Origin of the sequence: Streptomyces sp. NPDC048718 (genome assembly GCF_043198875.1) — a bacterium.
GTDB lineage: Bacteria > Actinomycetota > Actinomycetes > Streptomycetales > Streptomycetaceae > Streptomyces.
The window spans coordinates 173,305-190,282 of sequence record NZ_JBICVG010000005.1 but is presented as its reverse complement, the minus strand read 5'-3'; the positions used below and the strand labels follow the sequence as shown (position 1 = coordinate 190,282).

At 72.2% G+C, this 16,978-nt stretch carries 16 protein-coding genes and 1 tRNA gene; 14 read left to right on the top strand and 3 right to left on the bottom strand.

The genetic code is table 11. The features are described 5' to 3' along the window. Nucleotides 1-255: 255 nt before the first annotated feature. Nucleotides 256-870, bottom strand: coding sequence for a histidine phosphatase family protein (locus ACGFRB_RS11470; RefSeq protein ID WP_393241918.1), 615 nt, complete (start codon nucleotides 868-870; stop codon nucleotides 256-258). A gap of 183 nt (nucleotides 871-1,053) precedes the next feature. Here ACGFRB_RS11470 and ACGFRB_RS11465 point away from each other — a divergent pair, with 183 nt between their 5' ends. The 13 genes from ACGFRB_RS11465 (at nucleotide 1,054) to ACGFRB_RS11405 (ending at nucleotide 10,777) form a co-directional block, all read left to right on the top strand. Then, nucleotides 1,054-1,968 (top strand): phosphatase PAP2 family protein, encoded by a 915-nt coding sequence (locus ACGFRB_RS11465; RefSeq protein WP_393241914.1) that lies wholly within the window; start codon nucleotides 1,054-1,056, stop codon nucleotides 1,966-1,968. Further along, on the top strand, nucleotides 1,901-3,091 hold the full coding sequence (locus ACGFRB_RS11460; protein ID WP_393241911.1) for a hypothetical protein: 1,191 nt from the start codon (nucleotides 1,901-1,903) through the stop codon (nucleotides 3,089-3,091). Before ACGFRB_RS11465 ends, ACGFRB_RS11460 begins: the two co-directional genes overlap by 68 nt. Then, the gene (locus tag ACGFRB_RS11455; protein ID WP_363000612.1) at nucleotides 3,082-4,674 is read left to right on the top strand and encodes a hypothetical protein; all 1,593 of its coding nucleotides are present in this window, start codon (nucleotides 3,082-3,084) and stop codon (nucleotides 4,672-4,674) included. The genes ACGFRB_RS11460 and ACGFRB_RS11455 overlap by 10 nt, the downstream gene beginning before the upstream one ends. Nucleotides 4,675-4,868: 194 nt before the next feature. Next, on the top strand, nucleotides 4,869-6,152 hold the full coding sequence (locus tag ACGFRB_RS11450; RefSeq protein ID WP_393242529.1) for an AAA domain-containing protein: 1,284 nt from the start codon (nucleotides 4,869-4,871) through the stop codon (nucleotides 6,150-6,152). Between the two features lie 100 nt (nucleotides 6,153-6,252). Continuing rightward, nucleotides 6,253-6,444 (top strand): hypothetical protein, encoded by a 192-nt coding sequence (locus ACGFRB_RS11445; protein ID WP_393241907.1) that lies wholly within the window; start codon nucleotides 6,253-6,255, stop codon nucleotides 6,442-6,444. Continuing rightward, entirely contained in the window at nucleotides 6,428-6,955 is a 528-nt protein-coding gene (locus ACGFRB_RS11440; protein WP_393241904.1) for a DUF6879 family protein, read from the top strand. Before ACGFRB_RS11445 ends, ACGFRB_RS11440 begins: the two co-directional genes overlap by 17 nt. Further along, the gene (locus tag ACGFRB_RS11435; protein WP_393242527.1) at nucleotides 6,952-7,782 is read left to right on the top strand and encodes a helix-turn-helix domain-containing protein; all 831 of its coding nucleotides are present in this window, start codon (nucleotides 6,952-6,954) and stop codon (nucleotides 7,780-7,782) included. Before ACGFRB_RS11440 ends, ACGFRB_RS11435 begins: the two co-directional genes overlap by 4 nt. 123 nt (nucleotides 7,783-7,905) lie before the next feature. After that, nucleotides 7,906-8,181 (top strand): hypothetical protein, encoded by a 276-nt coding sequence (locus ACGFRB_RS11430; protein WP_393241901.1) that lies wholly within the window; start codon nucleotides 7,906-7,908, stop codon nucleotides 8,179-8,181. A 181-nt stretch (nucleotides 8,182-8,362) separates the two neighbouring features. Continuing rightward, nucleotides 8,363-8,494 carry a hypothetical protein gene (locus tag ACGFRB_RS11425; protein WP_363000620.1) on the top strand — a complete coding sequence of 44 codons (132 nt, stop codon included), beginning with the start codon at nucleotides 8,363-8,365 and terminating at the stop codon, nucleotides 8,492-8,494. 71 nt (nucleotides 8,495-8,565) lie between these two features. Beyond that, on the top strand, nucleotides 8,566-9,306 hold the full coding sequence (locus ACGFRB_RS11420) for a hypothetical protein (RefSeq protein ID WP_393241898.1): 741 nt from the start codon (nucleotides 8,566-8,568) through the stop codon (nucleotides 9,304-9,306). Nucleotides 9,307-9,434: 128 nt separating this feature from the next. Continuing rightward, entirely contained in the window at nucleotides 9,435-9,788 is a 354-nt protein-coding gene (locus ACGFRB_RS11415; protein ID WP_393241895.1) for a hypothetical protein, read from the top strand. A 117-nt stretch (nucleotides 9,789-9,905) separates the two neighbouring features. Continuing rightward, nucleotides 9,906-10,685 carry a bifunctional DNA primase/polymerase gene (locus ACGFRB_RS11410; RefSeq protein ID WP_393241892.1) on the top strand — a complete coding sequence of 260 codons (780 nt, stop codon included), beginning with the start codon at nucleotides 9,906-9,908 and terminating at the stop codon, nucleotides 10,683-10,685. A gap of 18 nt (nucleotides 10,686-10,703) precedes the next feature. Further along, nucleotides 10,704-10,777, top strand: a tRNA-Lys gene (locus ACGFRB_RS11405). Between the two features lie 75 nt (nucleotides 10,778-10,852). Here the strand turns inward: ACGFRB_RS11405 and ACGFRB_RS11400 are convergent. Further along, on the bottom strand, nucleotides 10,853-12,193 hold the full coding sequence (locus ACGFRB_RS11400; protein WP_393241889.1) for a M6 family metalloprotease domain-containing protein: 1,341 nt from the start codon (nucleotides 12,191-12,193) through the stop codon (nucleotides 10,853-10,855). Between the two features lie 720 nt (nucleotides 12,194-12,913). Here ACGFRB_RS11400 and ACGFRB_RS11395 point away from each other — a divergent pair. Continuing rightward, nucleotides 12,914-14,692 carry a putative bifunctional diguanylate cyclase/phosphodiesterase gene (locus ACGFRB_RS11395; protein WP_393242525.1) on the top strand — a complete coding sequence of 593 codons (1,779 nt, stop codon included), beginning with the start codon at nucleotides 12,914-12,916 and terminating at the stop codon, nucleotides 14,690-14,692. 225 nt (nucleotides 14,693-14,917) lie between these two features. Here the strand turns inward: ACGFRB_RS11395 and ACGFRB_RS11390 are convergent, their stop codons facing one another. Continuing rightward, a complete protein-coding gene (locus ACGFRB_RS11390; protein ID WP_393241886.1) occupies nucleotides 14,918-16,699 on the bottom strand; it encodes a glycosyl hydrolase family 18 protein in 1,782 nt (593 codons plus the stop codon). Nucleotides 16,700-16,978 lie beyond the last annotated feature (279 nt).

Below are 16,978 nucleotides of genomic sequence, written 5' to 3'. Positions count from 1 at the left end.
CGGATGCGCGTGAACCGTAGCCGGAAATGGCAATTGTCCCGATTCGGGAAGGTAGCAGGTCGTCCGCGCGCGGCCGTGGACATCCACGCCCGGATCCGAGAACCACTCGGGCGACCGGGAGCGCCGCCGCTGGGGCCGGCACTGGTACCGGCCCCCGTTTGGGCCGCGCTCTTCGCCTCTGCCGCCTCCGCCCGCCTCCGCCGCCTCCGCCGCGCACGTCCTCCGCCACCGAGGACGTGCGCCGAGACGATCCCGCTAGCCGGCCTGCTCCAGGTGCCCCGTGTCGTTCCAGCGCTCGATCGCCGGGTCCCCGTACGCCCACCCGAGCACCGACAGACTCGTCGGGTCGAGGCGCAGCCGGGCCGCGAAGGAGACGTCCTCACCCAGCCAACGGGCCGCGATCGTACGGAGGATGTGGCCGTGCGCGAAGATCAGGACGTCGCGGCCGGCCTCGCGGGCCCACTGGACGACCCGGTCGGCGCGGTCCGAGAGTTCGGCCATGCTCTCGCCGTCGGGGACGCCGTCGCGCCAGATGAACCAGCCCGGCTGGACGTCCTGGATCTGCGCCGGGGTCATCCCCTCGTAGGCGCCGTAGTCCCACTCCATCAGTTCGTCCCAGTCCCGGGCCCGTTCGCCGAAGCCGGCCAGGTCGCAGGTCTCGCGGGCGCGCACCAGCGGGCTGGTGCGCACCTCGACGCCGTCGAGCCCGCCCCACGGCGTACGGGCGAGGCGGGCGCCGAGCAGCTTGGCGCCGCGCCGGCCCTCGTCGAGCAGCGGGATGTCGGTCCTGCCGGTGTGCCGGCCGAGCAGCGACCACTCGGTCTGGCCGTGCCGGGCGAGGAGGATGCGCGGTGCCGATGCCGGTGCCATTCGGGCTCTCCTGGGATGCGGGGACAAGGGGGACAGCTGTGTTCCCATCATCGCCCACCGTGATCACCCGGTCGGTTCCGGCCATCCGGCGTCGCCCGGACGAATTCGGGGTGCTGTCCGGGCAACCGACCACCCCCTTCGCGCGTCCTCCTTCGATCAAGGACGAGTGGGGGGACACGTCATATGCGTCGGCCACGCTGGTGGGTGGAGCTCATACTGATCGCCGCGGTCTACGCGGCGTACTCCGGCGGACGGCTGCTGGCCCGCGGCGACGCGAGCACCGCCGTCGGCCACGGGCTCGCCCTGCTGCGGGCCGAGGACGCGCTCGGTCTCGCCGCCGAGCGCCCGCTCAACCGGCTCTTCACCGACGTCCCCTGGCTCGGCGTCCCGGCCGACTTCGTCTACGCCTCCCTGCACTATCTGGTCACCCCGCTCGTGCTGGTCTGGCTCTTCCGCCGCCGCCCGGTCCGCTACCGCGCCGCCCGCGCCTGGCTGATGACCTCCACCCTGCTCGGCCTCGTCGGCTTCGTCCTGCTGCCGACCTGCCCGCCCCGGCTGCTCGACCCGGTCCATGGGTTCACCGACACGATGGCCCACTTCAGCGCGTACGGCTGGTGGGGCGCGGAAGCGAGCGCGCCGCGCGGGCTCGGCGGGCTGACCAACCAGTACGCGGCGATGCCCAGCCTGCACGTGGGGTGGGCGCTGTGGTGCGGGGTGATGCTGTGGCGGTACGGGCGGACTCCCCTGCCACGGACGCTGGGCGTGGCGTATCCGCTGCTCACCACGGTGGTGGTGATGGGCACGGCCAACCACTATCTGCTCGACGCGGTCGCGGGCGCTGCGGTGATGGGCGCGGGGCTGCTGCTCACTCCGTACGTGCTCCGGTTCCTCGACCGGCTCCGCGGGCTCACCGGTCTCACCGGTCTCACCGGGCCTGGCGGGCCTGGCGGGCGGCTCGGCGAAGGGGTGATCGGGGGCGAATCCCCGCGAAATTCCCCGGTTGTCGGTGGCGGATGGGAGACTTCCGCGGGTGAGCGCATCCCTGGACAGCGGTCCGCACCGGCCGCCGCAGACGACACTCCGGCATCGGCTCGCTGAGCTGCGCGGACCGGCCACCGTGCCGCGTCCGCTCGACGCGCGGGCGCTGGCCGCCCTGGCCGCGAACCCGGGCTGCCGGCGGCGGGCGATCCTCGACGGCGCGGGGGTCGACAAGACCGCGCTCGCCGAGAAGCTGGGCGCGCCGTCCGGGTTCGGCCAGTCGCAGTTCGCGATCGCCCGGGGCAACGCGTTCGAGGCGAAGGTCAAGGCAGACGGCGGCCGGGAGCTGCTCGCGCTGCTCGGGATCGAGGATCCGGGCACGGTGGACCAGCCGGAGCTCGCGGCGGCCGGGCCCGAGGGCCGCGCTGCCCGGACGGCGCTCGCGCTGCGGGAGGCGACGGCGGCGGGCCGCTGGGCGCTGCTCGACCATCCGATGCTGGCCCTGGAGGTGGCCGGTTCGCCGGTCTATCTGGAGCCGGACGCGGTCGTGGTGCATCCGGACGGCCGGTGGACGGTCGTGGAGATCAAGTCGTTCCCGATGATCGACGGTTCGGCCGACGCGGCGAAGGTGGGCGCGGCGGCCCGCCAGGCGGCGGTGTACGTGCTGGCGCTCGCGCGGACCGCGGCCGTCACGGACGGCGCGGAGGTGGCGCACCGGGTGCTCCTGGTCTGCCCGAAGGACTTCTCCAATCTGCCGACGGCGTCGGCGGTGGACGTACGCAAGCAGGTGGCGGTCACCCGGCGGCAACTGGCGCGGCTGACCCGGATCGAGGACATCGCGGCGGCGCTGCCGCCGGAGGTCACCTTCGACGTGGCGGAGCGCTCGCCCGAGGAGCTGGCGTCGGCGGTGGAGCGCGTCCCGCACGCGTACGCGCCGGACTGCCTGTCCGCGTGCGAACTGGCCTTCCACTGCCGGGAGCGGGCGCGGGCGGCGGACGTCGTGACGGCGCTGGGGCGTTCGGTACGGGGTGAGCTGGGCGGACTGACGACGATCGGCGCGGTCCTGGCGGCGGCGCGCGGCGAGGCGGGTGATCCGGACGATCCGGCGGTGGAGGCGCTGCGGCGGGCGAGAGCGCTGCGCGGGGAGGCGCTGGCCGGGGCCGCCGGCGTGACAGGCCGGGGCGCGGGCTTCGGCGCGGGTGCGGGTGCGGGCTTCGGCGAGGGGGTGGCGGCGTGTCGCTGATCTCCACGCTGGCCCGGATGGAGGCCGTCGAGGCGGGCCGGGCCCAGCCGCTGGCCACGGTCCGGCACCGGCATCTGTCGTCGCGCCCGCTGGTGTTCGTCCCGCTGACGACGTCCGGCGAGGCGGGCGCGCCGCTCGGCGCGCTGGTGGGCACCGACCCGGAGGAGCCGCGGCTGCTGGTCGTACCGCAGCCGCGCGACCGGGATCTGCGGTTCGCGTTCCTCGCCGAACTGGCCGACGCGATCCTGCCGTACATCGACTCCTTCACCGAGGCGGTGGAAACGGCGGAGCGCTCCGAGACCGACCCGGAGACCGGGAAGAAGGTCAAGGTCGAGGTCGCGCTGTGCGCGGACGCGCCGCAGCTGGTGGTGCCGAGCCGGGCGGGTGTGGCGTACGTACGGCTGCTCGGGCGGTCGACGCGGTTTCGGCGGACGGCCGAACAGGATCCGGAGACGCCGTTCCCGGCGCCGCCCCGGGTGCCGCTCCTCGGCCGCTGGCTGACGCACTTCGGCGAGCGCGCGCGGGTGCCGGGGTCCTCGCTGCTCGTGGCGGCGACGGATCTGCTGAACCGGCACTGGGCGACCGGCCAGTCGTCCCTGGAGGACCAGCACCTCGGGGCGCTGCTCGCGTGGATCGACCCGCCGGCGGGCGAGAGCGGCGCCGCGGCCGCGCTGCGGGCCGAGCTGGCGCGCGACGCGCGGGGGCAGCTGGAGTGCCCGCCGGCCGGTCCGGCGACGGACCCGGCGTTCGACAACCGGCTGCTGGCGCCCGCGATCGAGGCATATGACCGGGCGCGGCAGGCGATCGGCGCGGCCGAGGACGGTGAGGCGGCGGAGGACGGGCTCGCCGCGCTGCACCGGGCCGAGCGGGAGATCCGGCGGCTGGTCGCCGAGCAGCTGAGGCCGACCTGGTACGGGGTGTGGCAGGCGCTCGGCCTGCTGCGGGAGCTGCCCGAGGGCGCGCGGGTGGCCGAGCGCTGGACCCGGGACCGCTGGTCGTTCACCGGCCAGCGGGACCGGATCGCGGCGGGCGAGCCGCCGCAGCCGCGCCGGGACGACGCGGTCACGGCGGCGCACAAGCTGGCGGCGCGCGAGCAGGCGCAGGGGCAGTTGGAGGCACAGGAGGCGCTGGACGATCCGCTGGTCCTGGCGGGGCGGCGGCTGGCGGGCGAGGCGTTCGTCGGGGAGGTGGCGGAGGTGACGATGGCCTGGTCGGAGTCGAAACGCCCGGCACCCCGGCCGCTTCTGACGGTCCGTACGGACGACCGGCCGCATCTGAACGAGGGCGGCGTGAAGGTGTACCGCACGCTCGACGGCCGGCCGCAGTCGGCGGAGTTCGTGGCCCGGGAGGACGACGGGGCGCTGGTGCTGCGGCTGCTCGACAAGATGGGCCGGTCGAAGGAGCCGGCCGAGGGGACGGTTCCGGAGAAGGGCGAGCGGATCGCCTGGACGCTGTTCGAACACGACCAGCGGCCGGGTGCCAAGCTGCCGGACCCGGAGGAGACCCCGTGGACGCACGGCGGCCCGCCGCGCTCCGACGCCGCCGAACTGCCCGACGCCGTGACCCCGGAGGACATCCTGTGATCATTCGCGATGCCGATGCCGATGCCGGCTCTGGCGCCGATGCCGATGCCGGTACCCGTGACGGGAAGGCGGGGCGGGGGGCGGCCTCGGGTTCCGCCTTCGGGTCCTCTTCCGGTTCCGCTGTCTCGGGGTCCGCCGCCTCGGGTTCCGCCGTATTCGACCCGTCCGCCGAGGCGGCGCGGGCGACGGCCGAGATCCTGGAGAGCACCCTGCACGGCACCGCGAGCGGGGTGGTCGTCGACTCTCCGCCGGGCGCCGGCAAGTCGACGCTCGTGGTGCGGGCGGCGCTCGAACTGGCTGCCGCAGGACGCCCGTTGATGGTTATCGCGCAGACCAACGCCCAGGTGGACGACCTGGTGCTGCGGCTCGCCGAGAAGCAGCCCGACCTCCCGGTGGGCCGGCTGCACTCCAGCGACACGGACCCGTACGACAAGGCGCTCGACGCGCTGGAACACGTACGGAAGTCGTCGAAGCCGGCCGATCTGGCCGGACTGCCGGTGGTGATCTCGACCGCCGCGAAGTGGGCGCACGTGAAGAACGTGGAGCCGTGGGAGCACGCGATCGTCGACGAGGCGTACCAGATGCGCTCGGACGCGCTGCTCGCCGTCGCGGGGCTGTTCCAGCGGGCGCTGTTCGTGGGCGACCCGGGGCAGCTCGACCCGTTCTCGGTGGTGGGCGCCGAGCAGTGGGCCGGTCTGTCCTACGACCCGTCGGCGTCGGCCGTCTCCACGCTGCTCGCCCACAACCCGGAACTGCCGCAGCACCGGCTGCCCGTGTCGTGGCGGCTGCCCGCGTCAGCGGCGCCGCTGGTGTCGGACGCCTTCTATCCGTACACCCGGTTCCGCAGCGGCACGGACCACGGTGACCGGCGGCTCGCCTTCGGTGTCGGCTCGGACGGCTCGGGCCCGGACCGGGTCCTGGACGAGGCGGCCGAGTCCGGCTGGGGCCTGCTCGAACTGCCCGCGCGGCACACCCCGCGCACCGACCCCGAGGCGGTCTCGGCCGTGGCGCTGGTGGTGCGGCGCATGCTCGCCCGGGGCGGGGTGACCGTCAGCGAGCGGTCCCCCGATCCGGCGCCGCTCACTGCCGAGCGGATCGCTGTCGGCACCGCCCACCGCGACCAGGCGGCGGCGATCCGCGCGGCCCTGGCCGGACTCGGCGTGACGGGCGTGACGGTGGACACCGCCAACCGGCTGCAGGGCCGCGAGTACGACGTGACGGTCGTCCTCCACCCGCTGTCCGGCCGCCCCGACGCCACCGCCTTCCACTTGGAGACCGGCCGGCTGTGCGTCCTGGCCTCCCGCCATCGCCACGCGTGCGTGGTGGTGTGCCGCGCGGGCGTCGCCGAACTCCTGGACGAACACCCGTCGACGGAACCGGTCCAGCTCGGCGTGACGATGAAGTTCCCGGACGGCTGGGAGGCGAACCACGCGGTGCTGTCGCACTTGGCGGAGCACCGGGTGAGCTGGGCGCCGTGAGAAGCGGGGACGGTTTCCAGTTCCGGAAACCAGTACCCCTTGTTCCTTGACCGTGGGACCGCGAGCATCGGACGCAGCCCCCTACGAGGAAAGGCAGGCCATGAAGCTGACGCGGCTGGTGGGCCAGTGCGACGAGGGAGATTGCCCGACCATCTACGCGACGGACCGGGGAACAATCGCCGTTCAAGGGGACCGCGTGGTCGACCACGGACTGGATCTCCCGCTCCGGGAGGCCTTGGTCGAAATTCCCGTCGAGCTCATCCGAAAGGCCATCCGTGACAACCTCTTCTAAAACCTTGGGAGACTGGTTCGAGGACTTCAGCCGGGAGGCCTTCCGGCTGGAGACCCTGGACGATTACAGCAAGTCCGGCAGCGTCGACGCTTATCACGCCTTCCTGGCAGGCGAGCCGCAGCCGGAGAGTTTCGTCACTTCCGGGTGGGTGAAGACGGTAGGGGATGCCGTCCGGTCCGGGAGACGGATGTACCGGGTACACATCCTCACCCGTCCGCTGTCGGATTATCTGCGATTCGAACTCTCCTGGGGCTACCGTCGCAACATGACGGCCGGCGAGGAGTTCTTCATCCTGGACACGACCACCCAGGAGAACCCCATTCCGTCCGCTCCCGACTTCTGGCTCTTCGACGAGCGAACCGTCGGATCCATGAGCTACGACGGCCAGGGGAAGTACCTGGGTACCGAGTTCCTCGAAGAAGACCAGCTGGCCAGGTTCCTGGAATACAGGGATGCGGCCATGGCCCAGGCCGTACCGTTTCCCGAATGGTGGGCGAAGTACGGGGAGTGAACAGGCCCAACCTTGGTGCTGCGCTGCGGGAACTGCGGGAAGCTTCCGGACTGGAGGCCAAGGCAGTGGCCCGCGGCGCTGTCATGTCTCGATCCAAGCTCTCCAAGATCGAGACCGGCAGCACGGCCCCGAGCGTGACCGATGTCGACTGCATCCTCACAGCCATAGGCGTGTCGGATGAGGTGAAGGCCGAGTACATGGCCGCCGCCAGGGAAGCCACCGCGGAGGTCACGGCGTGGCGGCTTGTTCGACGCCTGGGATACAGCAGGAAGCAACAGCAGATTCAGGCTGTCGAATCGCAGACGACCCAGCTGCGCCTCTTCCAGCCCGCACTCGTCCCCGGCCTGCTCCAGACGCCCGAATATGTGCGCGCGGTCTTCGCCCGGCGAGATATCTCGGAAGCGCAGTTGGAGCGCACCATCGGCGCACGACTCGCGCGACAGAACATCCTCTACTCGGAAGGAAAGACCTTCCGCTTCATCATCACGGAATCGGTTCTCCGGTGGCGCATCGTGCCACCCCTCGTGCTGGTCGGTCAGCTCGATCGACTGATCTCCGTCTCCCGGCTACCCAACGTGGACATCCGCGTCGTCGCGCTGTCGACCCGCCAGACGGACTTCCCCAGCCATTCGTTCTCGATCAAGGACGAGCGCACGGTGACCGTGGAGATGGTGCACGCCGAAATGGTGATGACCGATCCGAGGGACATCGCCCTGTACGTATCGAAATTCGAACGCTTCGGCGAGAACGCTCTCTCAGGGGACGCTATGCGATCCCTGATCGAGAGCATTCGGGACGACCTGTTGCGGGAACAGGAAACCGGCTAGCACCCCGCCCCGCCTCGGTGGAGCATGTCTCCGCACCCAGTCAGTCGAGCCGAGACGGGAGACAGCAATGTCCGGTCCCCATGCGCCCGTTTATCCGCACCGCCCCACACGAGGAAGAATTTCGTGACCGTGTTCGGGGTGCCGGAGTGGGCGCCCCGGAGGGGCTTCTTCGCCGTGGACGACCTGGGCAAGGTCGGCGAGGTGGTCGGCATCCGTGAGGACGTCGTGTACCTGTGTCCGCCGGGCGGCGGCCGGGAGTGGGGGAAGCGGCCGTCCGAGCTGCGCCCGCCGAACGAGACCGAGCTGGAGTGGGCACGCGTGTTGACGACTCCCGTGGTGCGCACGCACGACGTTCCGGGGATACCGGATGGCGGCACCCGGCCTCGGCCCCGCAAGTAACACCCGTCGACCCCTCGCCCCACGAGGGCGGGAGCGACACAGACTCCCGCTTCCCGCGGGAAGTCGGGGCAGGTCCCGCCCCGGCGGGCGTTGCTTTGGAAGGGCCCGCACGCCGGGACGGGTGCAAGTGCACGACGGCCCAGGGGAGTTCCCTCGGCCGTGACTTGAGGAGGCGTAAGCCGTGACGCTCAAGCAGGCACTCACTCGAAAGGCTACCCCGAGGGGTGGCGAGGACAACGGCGGCCACGGGTCCGACAACACGGACATCGAGGACGGCGACGGCCAGGGCGGCTCCGGCTCCCCCGGCCACTGACAACCACCCCACCCCCGACAGGCGTCCCCCGGCTCCGGCCGGGGGACGCCCCACGCGCGAGGTACGAGACCATGCATCTCCTGGTGGTGGACTGGGACTTCTTCTTCCCCACACCGACGGCCGGCGGACCGCTCGATGCGCACGCGGACCTGTACGCCTGGCCGACCGCCGAAACCCACACCTACGTCGAGGTCATCTGGCTCCGCCGCGTCCGGGCCTTCCTCGCCGCCGGCGTACCCCTCCCCTTCTGCCAGGGATTCGACGGCTTCTGGGACCGGTTCACCCTCGCCCCGCACGCGAAGGTGTTCTACGCCGACTCGAACGCCTGGGCAGGCCAGCTGTTCCCGTCCAACCTCGGCGGCACCGGCCCCTGGGAATCGGTCCACCTCTACGACGCCCACCACGACTGCGGCTACCCGCCCAACCACCGCACCTTCGAGGACTGGCGGACCAAAGGCGTGATCAGCGCGGAGAACTGGCTCCTCGCGCACTACTGGAACGGCTCGAAGGTGTTCGTACGCTTCCCTCCGTGGCGCGAGTCCCTCACCCGGCCATCCGAGCGGCCCCTGATCCCCGTCGCCATGACCATCGACGACGGCCGGGCCCCCGACGTGGTCTTCGACGCGGTGTTCCTCTGCCGGTCCGGGGCCTGGGTGCCCCCGTGGTGCGACCGGGACTTCTCGGCGTTCCTCGCCGCCTGCCCGGCCGCAGCCGTCGAGGTGCCCCAGAACCGGTGGAACCACCCCCGCCCGGATGTGCGGCGCATGGCCGAACTGGATCAGCGAGCCAAGGTCGCGGGCACTGGACGGTGAGTGGCGCGTCCTCGGGTGACCCGCCCCCGCCGGGGCCGGCCCGCCCGCGACCGGCCCCCTCTTGCCAGGCGCGGGAGAATGGAACCGGCCCGGGTGTCCGGGCCGCCTGTGCGAAGAGGAGAGCGAGCATGGCGGAACCTGCGGAGCAGAGCGGGCAGCGGCGGGTCAGGCCGGCCCCGCTGATCTTCGAGCCTGCCGAGGCGACCGCCGATCCCGAGCACTTCTTCGGCCTGGAGGCGATGGCGGACCCGCGCGAGCTGCTGGCGCGGGCGACGGAGCTGACCCTCGCGTTCCGGGCGGCGGCGGACCGGGCGGTCGAGTACCAGGCGGTCGCGGCGGCGCAGCTCGCGGACCCGGGCCGGTTCGACCGGCTGACGGAGGCGGAGATCGCGGCGCGCGCCGAGTGGACCGAGGACTACGCCCGCAAGATGATCGAGTTCGGCCGTGGCCTCACGCGCGCGAACGGCCGCGACCAGGAGTGAGCCCCTGGACTCACCATCCGGCATATGCCGGGGCAAGATACTCCCCGCCTCGCCGCCCTGTCCGGGTTTTCCGCAACTCACGGAAGCCGAGGAGTCACGGCCGGTAGATCTTCTCGTATGACGACGTGGCTGCTCGACCAGACGACCCCGCAGGACTTCGGCCGCTACCAGGCCGCCCGGGTCACCGACGAGGGTGCCGCGTGGCTCGCCTCGGCCACCGCCCGCCCGGCCGTCGCGTTCGCCCACTGGATGCGGCGGCCCACCGCGCCCGCCGTCCTGCCCTGCGGCACCGTCTTCGACGTGGTGAACGTCGAGCCCACCTTCGGCCGCCGGATGTTGGACACCCTGTGGGCCGAGGGCCCCGGGTGCGGGCCGGTCGCCACCCACCGGGGCCGGATGCTGCTGTTCGCCGCCCCCGGCACCGCCCAGCGGCTGCCGTCGCTGCTCCGCTGGGAGGAGTGGGGCGACACCGTGCCCCGGCCGCTCTGCCACGGCCCCGGGGACGCGGTGACCGTCCCGCCGCTGACCCCGCCGTCCCCGTTCCGCCCCCGTCCCGACGGCCCCGCCCGCGCCGCCGGTGCCGCCGGTGCCGTCAGCGCGTCCGGGGCGGGTGGCACGTACGAAGTGAGCGGGGCGAGCGGGGCGAGTGGGCGTGACGTGACACACGAGGCCTGCGAGGTCTGTGAGGCCCGGGAAGCCCGTGAGGCCCGTGAGGCGTACGAGCACCGTGATTCCGCCCAGCCCCGTTGGCTCGTCGCCCCCGACGCCCGGCAGCCGTGGCTGCCCGGCCCCGAGGTTCTGCTGTGGGCCTGCGTCCGGGCCGCGCGGGCCCACCGGACCCCTTCAGGGCTCCGACGTGCGGCGATCGATTTCTCGTCCGAGGGATCCGGGTGCTAATGTCTACGACGTCAGCAGGCGCCGCTAGCTCAGTTGGTTAGAGCAGCTGACTCTTAATCAGCGGGTCCGGGGTTCGAGTCCCTGGCGGCGCACCGACCGGAAGGCCCCTCGCGAAAGCGAGGGGCCTTCTGTTATGCCCGCGCCTTATGCCCGCGCGTCCGCATCGGTCAGCGGTCGCGCGTCCGCGCGGTGCTCGCGCTCCGTACCTCCAGCCGCGGCCCTGTGACCCGTACCGTCCACACCCCCGACGCGGACCGGTCGCCCACCTCCACCCGTACCCCCGCGCCCGGCACGGTGTACGACTCCCCCTCCCGCAGCGGCGCGTCCGCGAGCGGCGGATAGACGGAGCGCTGCGCGCACGCCCCGGTCCCCGGGTGGGTGTCGATCACCTCCACCGGGCCGTCGCCGGACGCCGCCTCGTTGCGGACCCGGTAGAGCAGGATGCCCTCGGCGCAGGTGCCCCGGTCGTTGCCGGTCGCCGAGCGGGCTTCGATCGCGAGGACGCTCTCGCCGCCGGTGCGGACCACCGCGAGCCGGGTGCCGAGGGTGCCGCCCGCCACCGGGGCGGCGGCGACCGGCTCCAGACCGATGACCCGGGTGCCGGGACCGCGTACGCAGACCACCTGGGCGCGGTCGAGCCAGCCCAGCTTCCACTTGTGCCAGGCGAAGAGATCCGGCGCGAGGCCGAACTGGCTGCCCATGACGTCCCAGTCCCCGACATAGGTGTCCCAGTCGCCCTTGCCGTCCACGGGCCGGTGGTAGAGGTCCGGCAGGTCGAAGACATGGCCGGTCTCGTGCGCGAGCACGTTGTGGTCCGGCGGATGGCGCTCGAAGACCGTCACGACCCGCCTGATCTCCGCGCCGTCGGCCTCCAGCGGGTGTTCCAGGTTGACCACCTTGGTCGCGTCGGAGTCCACGCCGGGCGCGTCAGGGTCGGCGACCAGGTAGACGAGGTCGTAGCGGGAGAAGTCCACCGTGTCGTCGGCCGCCGCGATCGCGTCGCGCAGATAGGCCGCGCGGTGCTCGCTGCTCCAGTCGCGCCGTATGGCGTACGACACGGAGGAGTGCGGCATCCGGGTCCAGCCGCGCTGCGGATGGACGCGCAGGTGGAAGCGGCCGTAGGAGGCGCGGGTGAAGAAGTCCGAGGTGGCGGGGAAGTGGTCGGCGGCCAGTTCGTCGGGGGTGGTCATCGGGACGGAGTCCGGGAAGGACAGGAAGATCATGACCGCGTCCAGGCCCCGGGTGGGCCGGGGGTAGGACGGATTCCAGCTGTCGAGGCCGAGGGAGTGGTGGGCGGCGGTACGCGGCAGGGCGCAGGGGCCCGCCGAGCCGGCCGCGACGGCGGGGCCCGCGAACAGCCCGGCCGCGGCCAGGGCGCCCAGCGACGTGGCGACGGCCGCGCCGGACCTCAGGCGGGCACGGTGCACTCCCCCGGGTGGCTGCTGACCCCTCACGTGGACCTCCCGCTCCCGACTGCGCGCCTCCTCACCCACCTTGTGGGTGTTCATCTCCTTTCGCCCTCTTCTGCTGCCCCGGTCGAGTGAGACGGGTACGCCAGGTCGACGCGACACGGGCACGAACAAGCTCACGGAAAGTCACATTCGGTCAGCTCTTCGTCGACTCAGATCAGACTCGCGCACAAACGATCGCGCGCCGGCGCGACGACATCCGGCCCATGGGCCCCCAGGGCCCGGTCACGGGCCTGGGAGCTGGAACGTCGCCCGCGACAGCATCTATGATCGGCACGCTTTCCCGGCCGACCCCTTGGCCGACTTTTCCGACCACATCTGTACGGCCCGAACGCACTACGGGAGCGAGCGGTGAGCGGAACCTCCGAAGAACCGGTCCATTCCCGGCACCCGGCCCGCTCCACGGCCGAGCCGACGCTCACGGAGCGTGGCGGATCAGAGCCGGAAGCAGGGACGGGAACGGGAACGGAATCCGAACCGGAGCCGGGAGCCGATCCCGGTCCGGATCCCGGGCGGGATGCCGGGCGGGATGCCGGGCGGGATGCCGGACCGGGCAGCGGGCCGGGCAGCGGGCCGGGCAGCGGGCCGGCCCACCGGCCCGAGCGTTCCTCCGAGCGCCTGCCCGAACACCTTCCCCAGCCCCCGCCGGGATCCCGGCCCGAATCCGTGGCGGATCCCCGGCCGGAATCACGGCTGGAGTCGCTGCTGGAGTCCGAGCTCCGGGACTACCGCGCCGCCTTCCGTACCGCCCGGCTCGCCATGGCCATGGTCGACCCGGACGGTGTCGTCGTCGCCGCCAACGACTCCTTCGGCCGTCTCCTCGGCACCGAGGCCTCGGCCCTGCGCGAGCAGGCCGCCGCCGACCTCGTCGACCTGTCCGCCGACTGCCACACCCGGGACGCCTACCGCGAGGTCCTGAGCGGCCGGCGGGCCCGCTTCCGCTGCACCCGCCGGCTGAAGCGGCCCGACGGACGCTCGCTGTGGACCGAGGTCACGGTCGCCCCCGTACCCAACAGCCGGCGCGTGCTCCTGTCGGTCGCGGACATCAGCGACCAGCGCGATCTCCAGGCCCGGCTGCGGCACCTCCAGATGCACGACCCGGTGACCCGGCTGCCCAACCGCGCCCTGTTCTTCGAACGGCTGACCGCCGCCCTGGAAAGCGTCGCCACCGCGCCGGGCCCGGACGGCGGGCACGACGAGGAGGCGGAACGGAACGAGCGGAACGAACGGAACGAGCGGGACGGGGCGTACCGGTCGTTCCGCCGGGGCGGGACCGGGACCGGGCGGATCGGCATCTGCTACCTCGACATCGACGGCTTCAAGGCCGTCAACGACACCCTCGGCCACCGGGTCGGCGACCGGCTGCTCGCCGCCGTCGCCGACCGGCTCACCGCCTGCGCCGACAGCTACGGCTACACCCGCGACGGCGGCCACCTGGTGGCCCGGCTCGGCGGCGACGAGTTCGCGATCCTGGTCGAGGACTCCACCGGCACCGACCAACTGGCCGATCTCGCCCGGTCGGTGCTGACCGTCCTCCAGGAACCCTTCGACCTGTCCGGGCACCGGCTCTCGGTCTCCGCCTCGATCGGCATCGTGGAGCGGCCCGCCCGCGGGTCCTCCGCCACCTGTCTCATGCAGGCCGCCGACACCACGCTGTACTGGGCGAAGGCCGACGGCAAGGCCCGCTGGGCACTGTTCGACCCCGAGCGCAACGCCCACCTCATGACCCGGCAGGCGCTCAGTTCGACCCTTCGTCCCGCTGTCGACCGGGGCGAGTTCGCGCTCGAATACCAGCCGCTGGTCGATCTCACCGACGGCTCGGTGCGTGGGGTGGAGGCGCTGGTGCGCTGGAACCACCCGCAGTTCGGCTTGCTGACGCCGAATCGGTTCATCTCGATCGCAGAGGAGGACGGTTCGATCGTCGAGCTGGGGCGATGGGTGCTGCGCACCGCCTGCCGCCAGGCCCGGCGGTGGCAGCGGGAACACCCGGGCGAGCGGCCTCTGTTCGTGAGCGTCAACGTGGCCGTACGGCAGGTCTGGGACTCCGATCTGGTGGCGGACGTGGCCGGGATCCTCACCGAGACCGGGCTCGCGCCCCGGCTGCTCCAGATCGAACTGACCGAGTCCGCCGTCATGGGCTCGGCCGGCCGTCCGTTGCGGGCCCTCCAGGCCCTCAGCGACATGGGCGTACGGATCGCGATCGACGACTTCGGCACCGGCTACTCGAACCTCGCCTATCTGAGCCGGCTGCCGGTCTCCGTCCTCAAGCTGGACGGCTCCTTCGTCCGCGGCTTCCAGGACGCCGAACCCGCCAACCCGGCCGACGAGGTGATCGTCGAGGCCCTGGTGCAGCTCGCCCACCGGCTGGGCCTCACGGTCACCGCCGAGTGCGTGGAGAGCGCGGGCCAGGCCAGCCGGCTGCGCCGGATCGGCTGCGACACCGGACAGGGCTGGCTCTACTCGCGGGCGGTCGCCCCCGAGCGCATCGCCGAACTGATCGGGGTCGCCTCCCTGCCCGTCCAGTCGATGCCCGCGTAGCCGCCCGGGGCCGCCTCGGGCCTCTCGGGCCTCCTCGGGCCCGGCCGGCCCCTGGGCGACAGCAAGGCTGCCCCCGCCCGGTGGGACATACCGGGCGGGGGCAGCCGTCTGTGGGGACGCTGGGCTACGGGGAACGGAGGTACCGGGGTACGGGATACGTATGGGGGCCGGGCCGCCGGGTCACCGGGTCACGGGCTCCGTACGGCCTTCAGCGAGCCGGCGTCGTCAGCAGGTGCCGAGGTCCTGCCAGACGCCCCAGTCGCCGGTCGTGCCCGGCTCCTCGTTCTGGGTCCACCACTTGGCCTTCCAGGTGTGGCCCTTGTGGGAGACGGTCTGGCCCGCGTTGTAGACCGTGCCGGCCGTGTACGCCGCCGCGGCGCAGCCCGCGGGCGGAGTGGTCGGCGGGGTCGTGGGCGGCGTCGGAGGGGTGGTCGGCGGAGTCGTCGGCGGGGTGGTGGGAGGCGTCGTCGGCGTGGTCGGGGAGGAGCCCACGGCGTCGGTGATCTGGTTGAACAGCGTGGCCTTGGCGTCCAGTCCGAGCAGCGAGTACATCATCGCGCCCGCGAGGCCGCGCTGGTGGCCGTAGTCGGCGCGGGCCTGGATGGTGCGCTTGTCCAGGCCGGTGAAGAACTCGCCGTCCTTGTAGAAGTACGCGGACTTGGCCTGGTCGTCCCAGAAGGTGGTGGCCGGGTTGTCGACGATGCCGCCCAGCTCCTTGTAGTACGCGATCCCGGCCGCCTGGCTCAGCGGGCGGGCACCGGAGCCGCCGGTCGCGGGCTGCGCGAGGCCGTTCGCCGTACCGGCCGGAACGCCCTTCCAGCCTCGGTAGTAGAACTCGTAGCCGAGCGTCAGCTTGTTCGCGGGAAAGCCGCCGGTGATGCCGTAGGCGGGCTTGCCGTCGATCCAGGAGTCGATGGCGTTCTCGATCGAGTATTTCTCGGTGCCCGGCTTCACGGCGTCGGTCGGGTCGCCGGCGCCGGAGTGGAGCGGGGACTGGTGGTACGTCGGCCCGTTGCCGTTCCAGGCGCCGTGCATGTCGTACGTCATGATGTTGGCGTAGTCGAGGTACGCGCCGATCTTGTCCGTCTCGATGTTCTTGATCTTGTCCTGGCCGGCCGGCAGGGCGGCGGTCAGCAGGTACTTCTTCCCGCCGTGGGCGGCGCCGTACTCGTCGAGCTGCTTGCGGAACTCGGCGAGCAGGAGAGTGAAGTTCTGCTTGTCCTCGGCGGCGTAGTGGTTGCCGAGGTGCCCGTCGGGCGAGCCGGGGTACTCCCAGTCGATGTCGATGCCGTCGAAGATGCCGGCGGCGGTGCCGGGGCCGCCGAAGCCGCCGTCGACGGGCAGGTCGCCCTGGATGTACTGCTTGATACAGGAGGACACGAGCTTCTTGCGGCTCGCGTCGGTCTTGGCCGCGTCGGAGAAGTACTTGGAGTAGCTCCAGCCGCCGAGCGAGATGTTGATCTTCAGGTGCGGATACTTCGCCTTCAGTTCCTTGAACTGGTTGAAGACGCCCACGATCGGCTGGTTCCAGGTGTCGGCCACGCCGTCGACGCTGTCCGCCGCGGAGAAGGACTTCTGGTAGTCGGCGTACGAGTCGCCCGCGCCGTCGCCGGCGTTCGGGTTGTTGTCGTCGCCGGCCGCCTTGTTGGCCTCGAAGCAGGTGAGGTCGGTGGGGTGGATGTTGCCGAACGAGTAGTTGATGACGTCCAACTTGGCGGCGATGCCGCGCTCGTCGAGGTGCTTGGGGTAGAAGGCGTTCCCGTACACGCTCCACTGGTCGTAGTAGGCGATCTTGACCCCGCCGGTGGACGGCGCGGCGGCGCTCGCGCCGGCGGCGGCCTGCGCGGAGCCGAGCCCGGCGGTGACGGCGAGGGCGCCGGCGACGAGGGTCGAGCCGAGCAGGGCGGCGAGGAGGGGCCGGCCGGCGGAGCGGGAGGCCGGTCGGGACCCAGGGCGGAGCGAGGAGCGGGGCTCGGGGCGGGGGGTGCGCGGTTCACGGGGGTGCATGGTGCGGCCTCCGGAAGTGGGGGTGACGGCGGGGAAGTTGGAGCAGTGATATCCGCCGCGTGAACAGTGCGTCAATGGTCTGAACCAAATTGAGGACTAGACCAATTCGCGCGGAAACCCCCTCGTCAGGGGCGCGACACGGCACGCGAAACCGCCCGCCACCCTTGGTGACGAGCGGTTTAAGGTTCACGTACCCCTCCCCCGGACCCGTCGGTCCGGCGAGGAACCAACGCGCCGGGATTTCCCTCCGCTTCCCCGCTCTCCCCTTCGCTCTTGGCG

What these genes read in the sequence shown, in the direction of transcription:
- ACGFRB_RS11470 (WP_393241918.1), bottom strand. Translation starts at nt 870, where the DNA reads ATGGCACCGGCATCGGCACCGCGCATCCTCCTCGCCCGGCACGGCCAG.
- ACGFRB_RS11465 (WP_393241914.1), top strand. Translation starts at nt 1,054, where the DNA reads ATGCGTCGGCCACGCTGGTGGGTGGAGCTCATACTGATCGCCGCGGTC.
- ACGFRB_RS11445 (WP_393241907.1), top strand. Translation starts at nt 6,253, where the DNA reads ATGAAGCTGACGCGGCTGGTGGGCCAGTGCGACGAGGGAGATTGCCCG.
- ACGFRB_RS11420 (WP_393241898.1), top strand. Translation starts at nt 8,566, where the DNA reads ATGCATCTCCTGGTGGTGGACTGGGACTTCTTCTTCCCCACACCGACG.
- ACGFRB_RS11415 (WP_393241895.1), top strand. Translation starts at nt 9,435, where the DNA reads ATGGCGGAACCTGCGGAGCAGAGCGGGCAGCGGCGGGTCAGGCCGGCC.
- ACGFRB_RS11410 (WP_393241892.1), top strand. Translation starts at nt 9,906, where the DNA reads ATGACGACGTGGCTGCTCGACCAGACGACCCCGCAGGACTTCGGCCGC.
- ACGFRB_RS11400 (WP_393241889.1), bottom strand. Translation starts at nt 12,193, where the DNA reads ATGAACACCCACAAGGTGGGTGAGGAGGCGCGCAGTCGGGAGCGGGAG.
- ACGFRB_RS11395 (WP_393242525.1), top strand. Translation starts at nt 12,914, where the DNA reads ATGGCCATGGTCGACCCGGACGGTGTCGTCGTCGCCGCCAACGACTCC.
- ACGFRB_RS11390 (WP_393241886.1), bottom strand. Translation starts at nt 16,699, where the DNA reads ATGCACCCCCGTGAACCGCGCACCCCCCGCCCCGAGCCCCGCTCCTCG.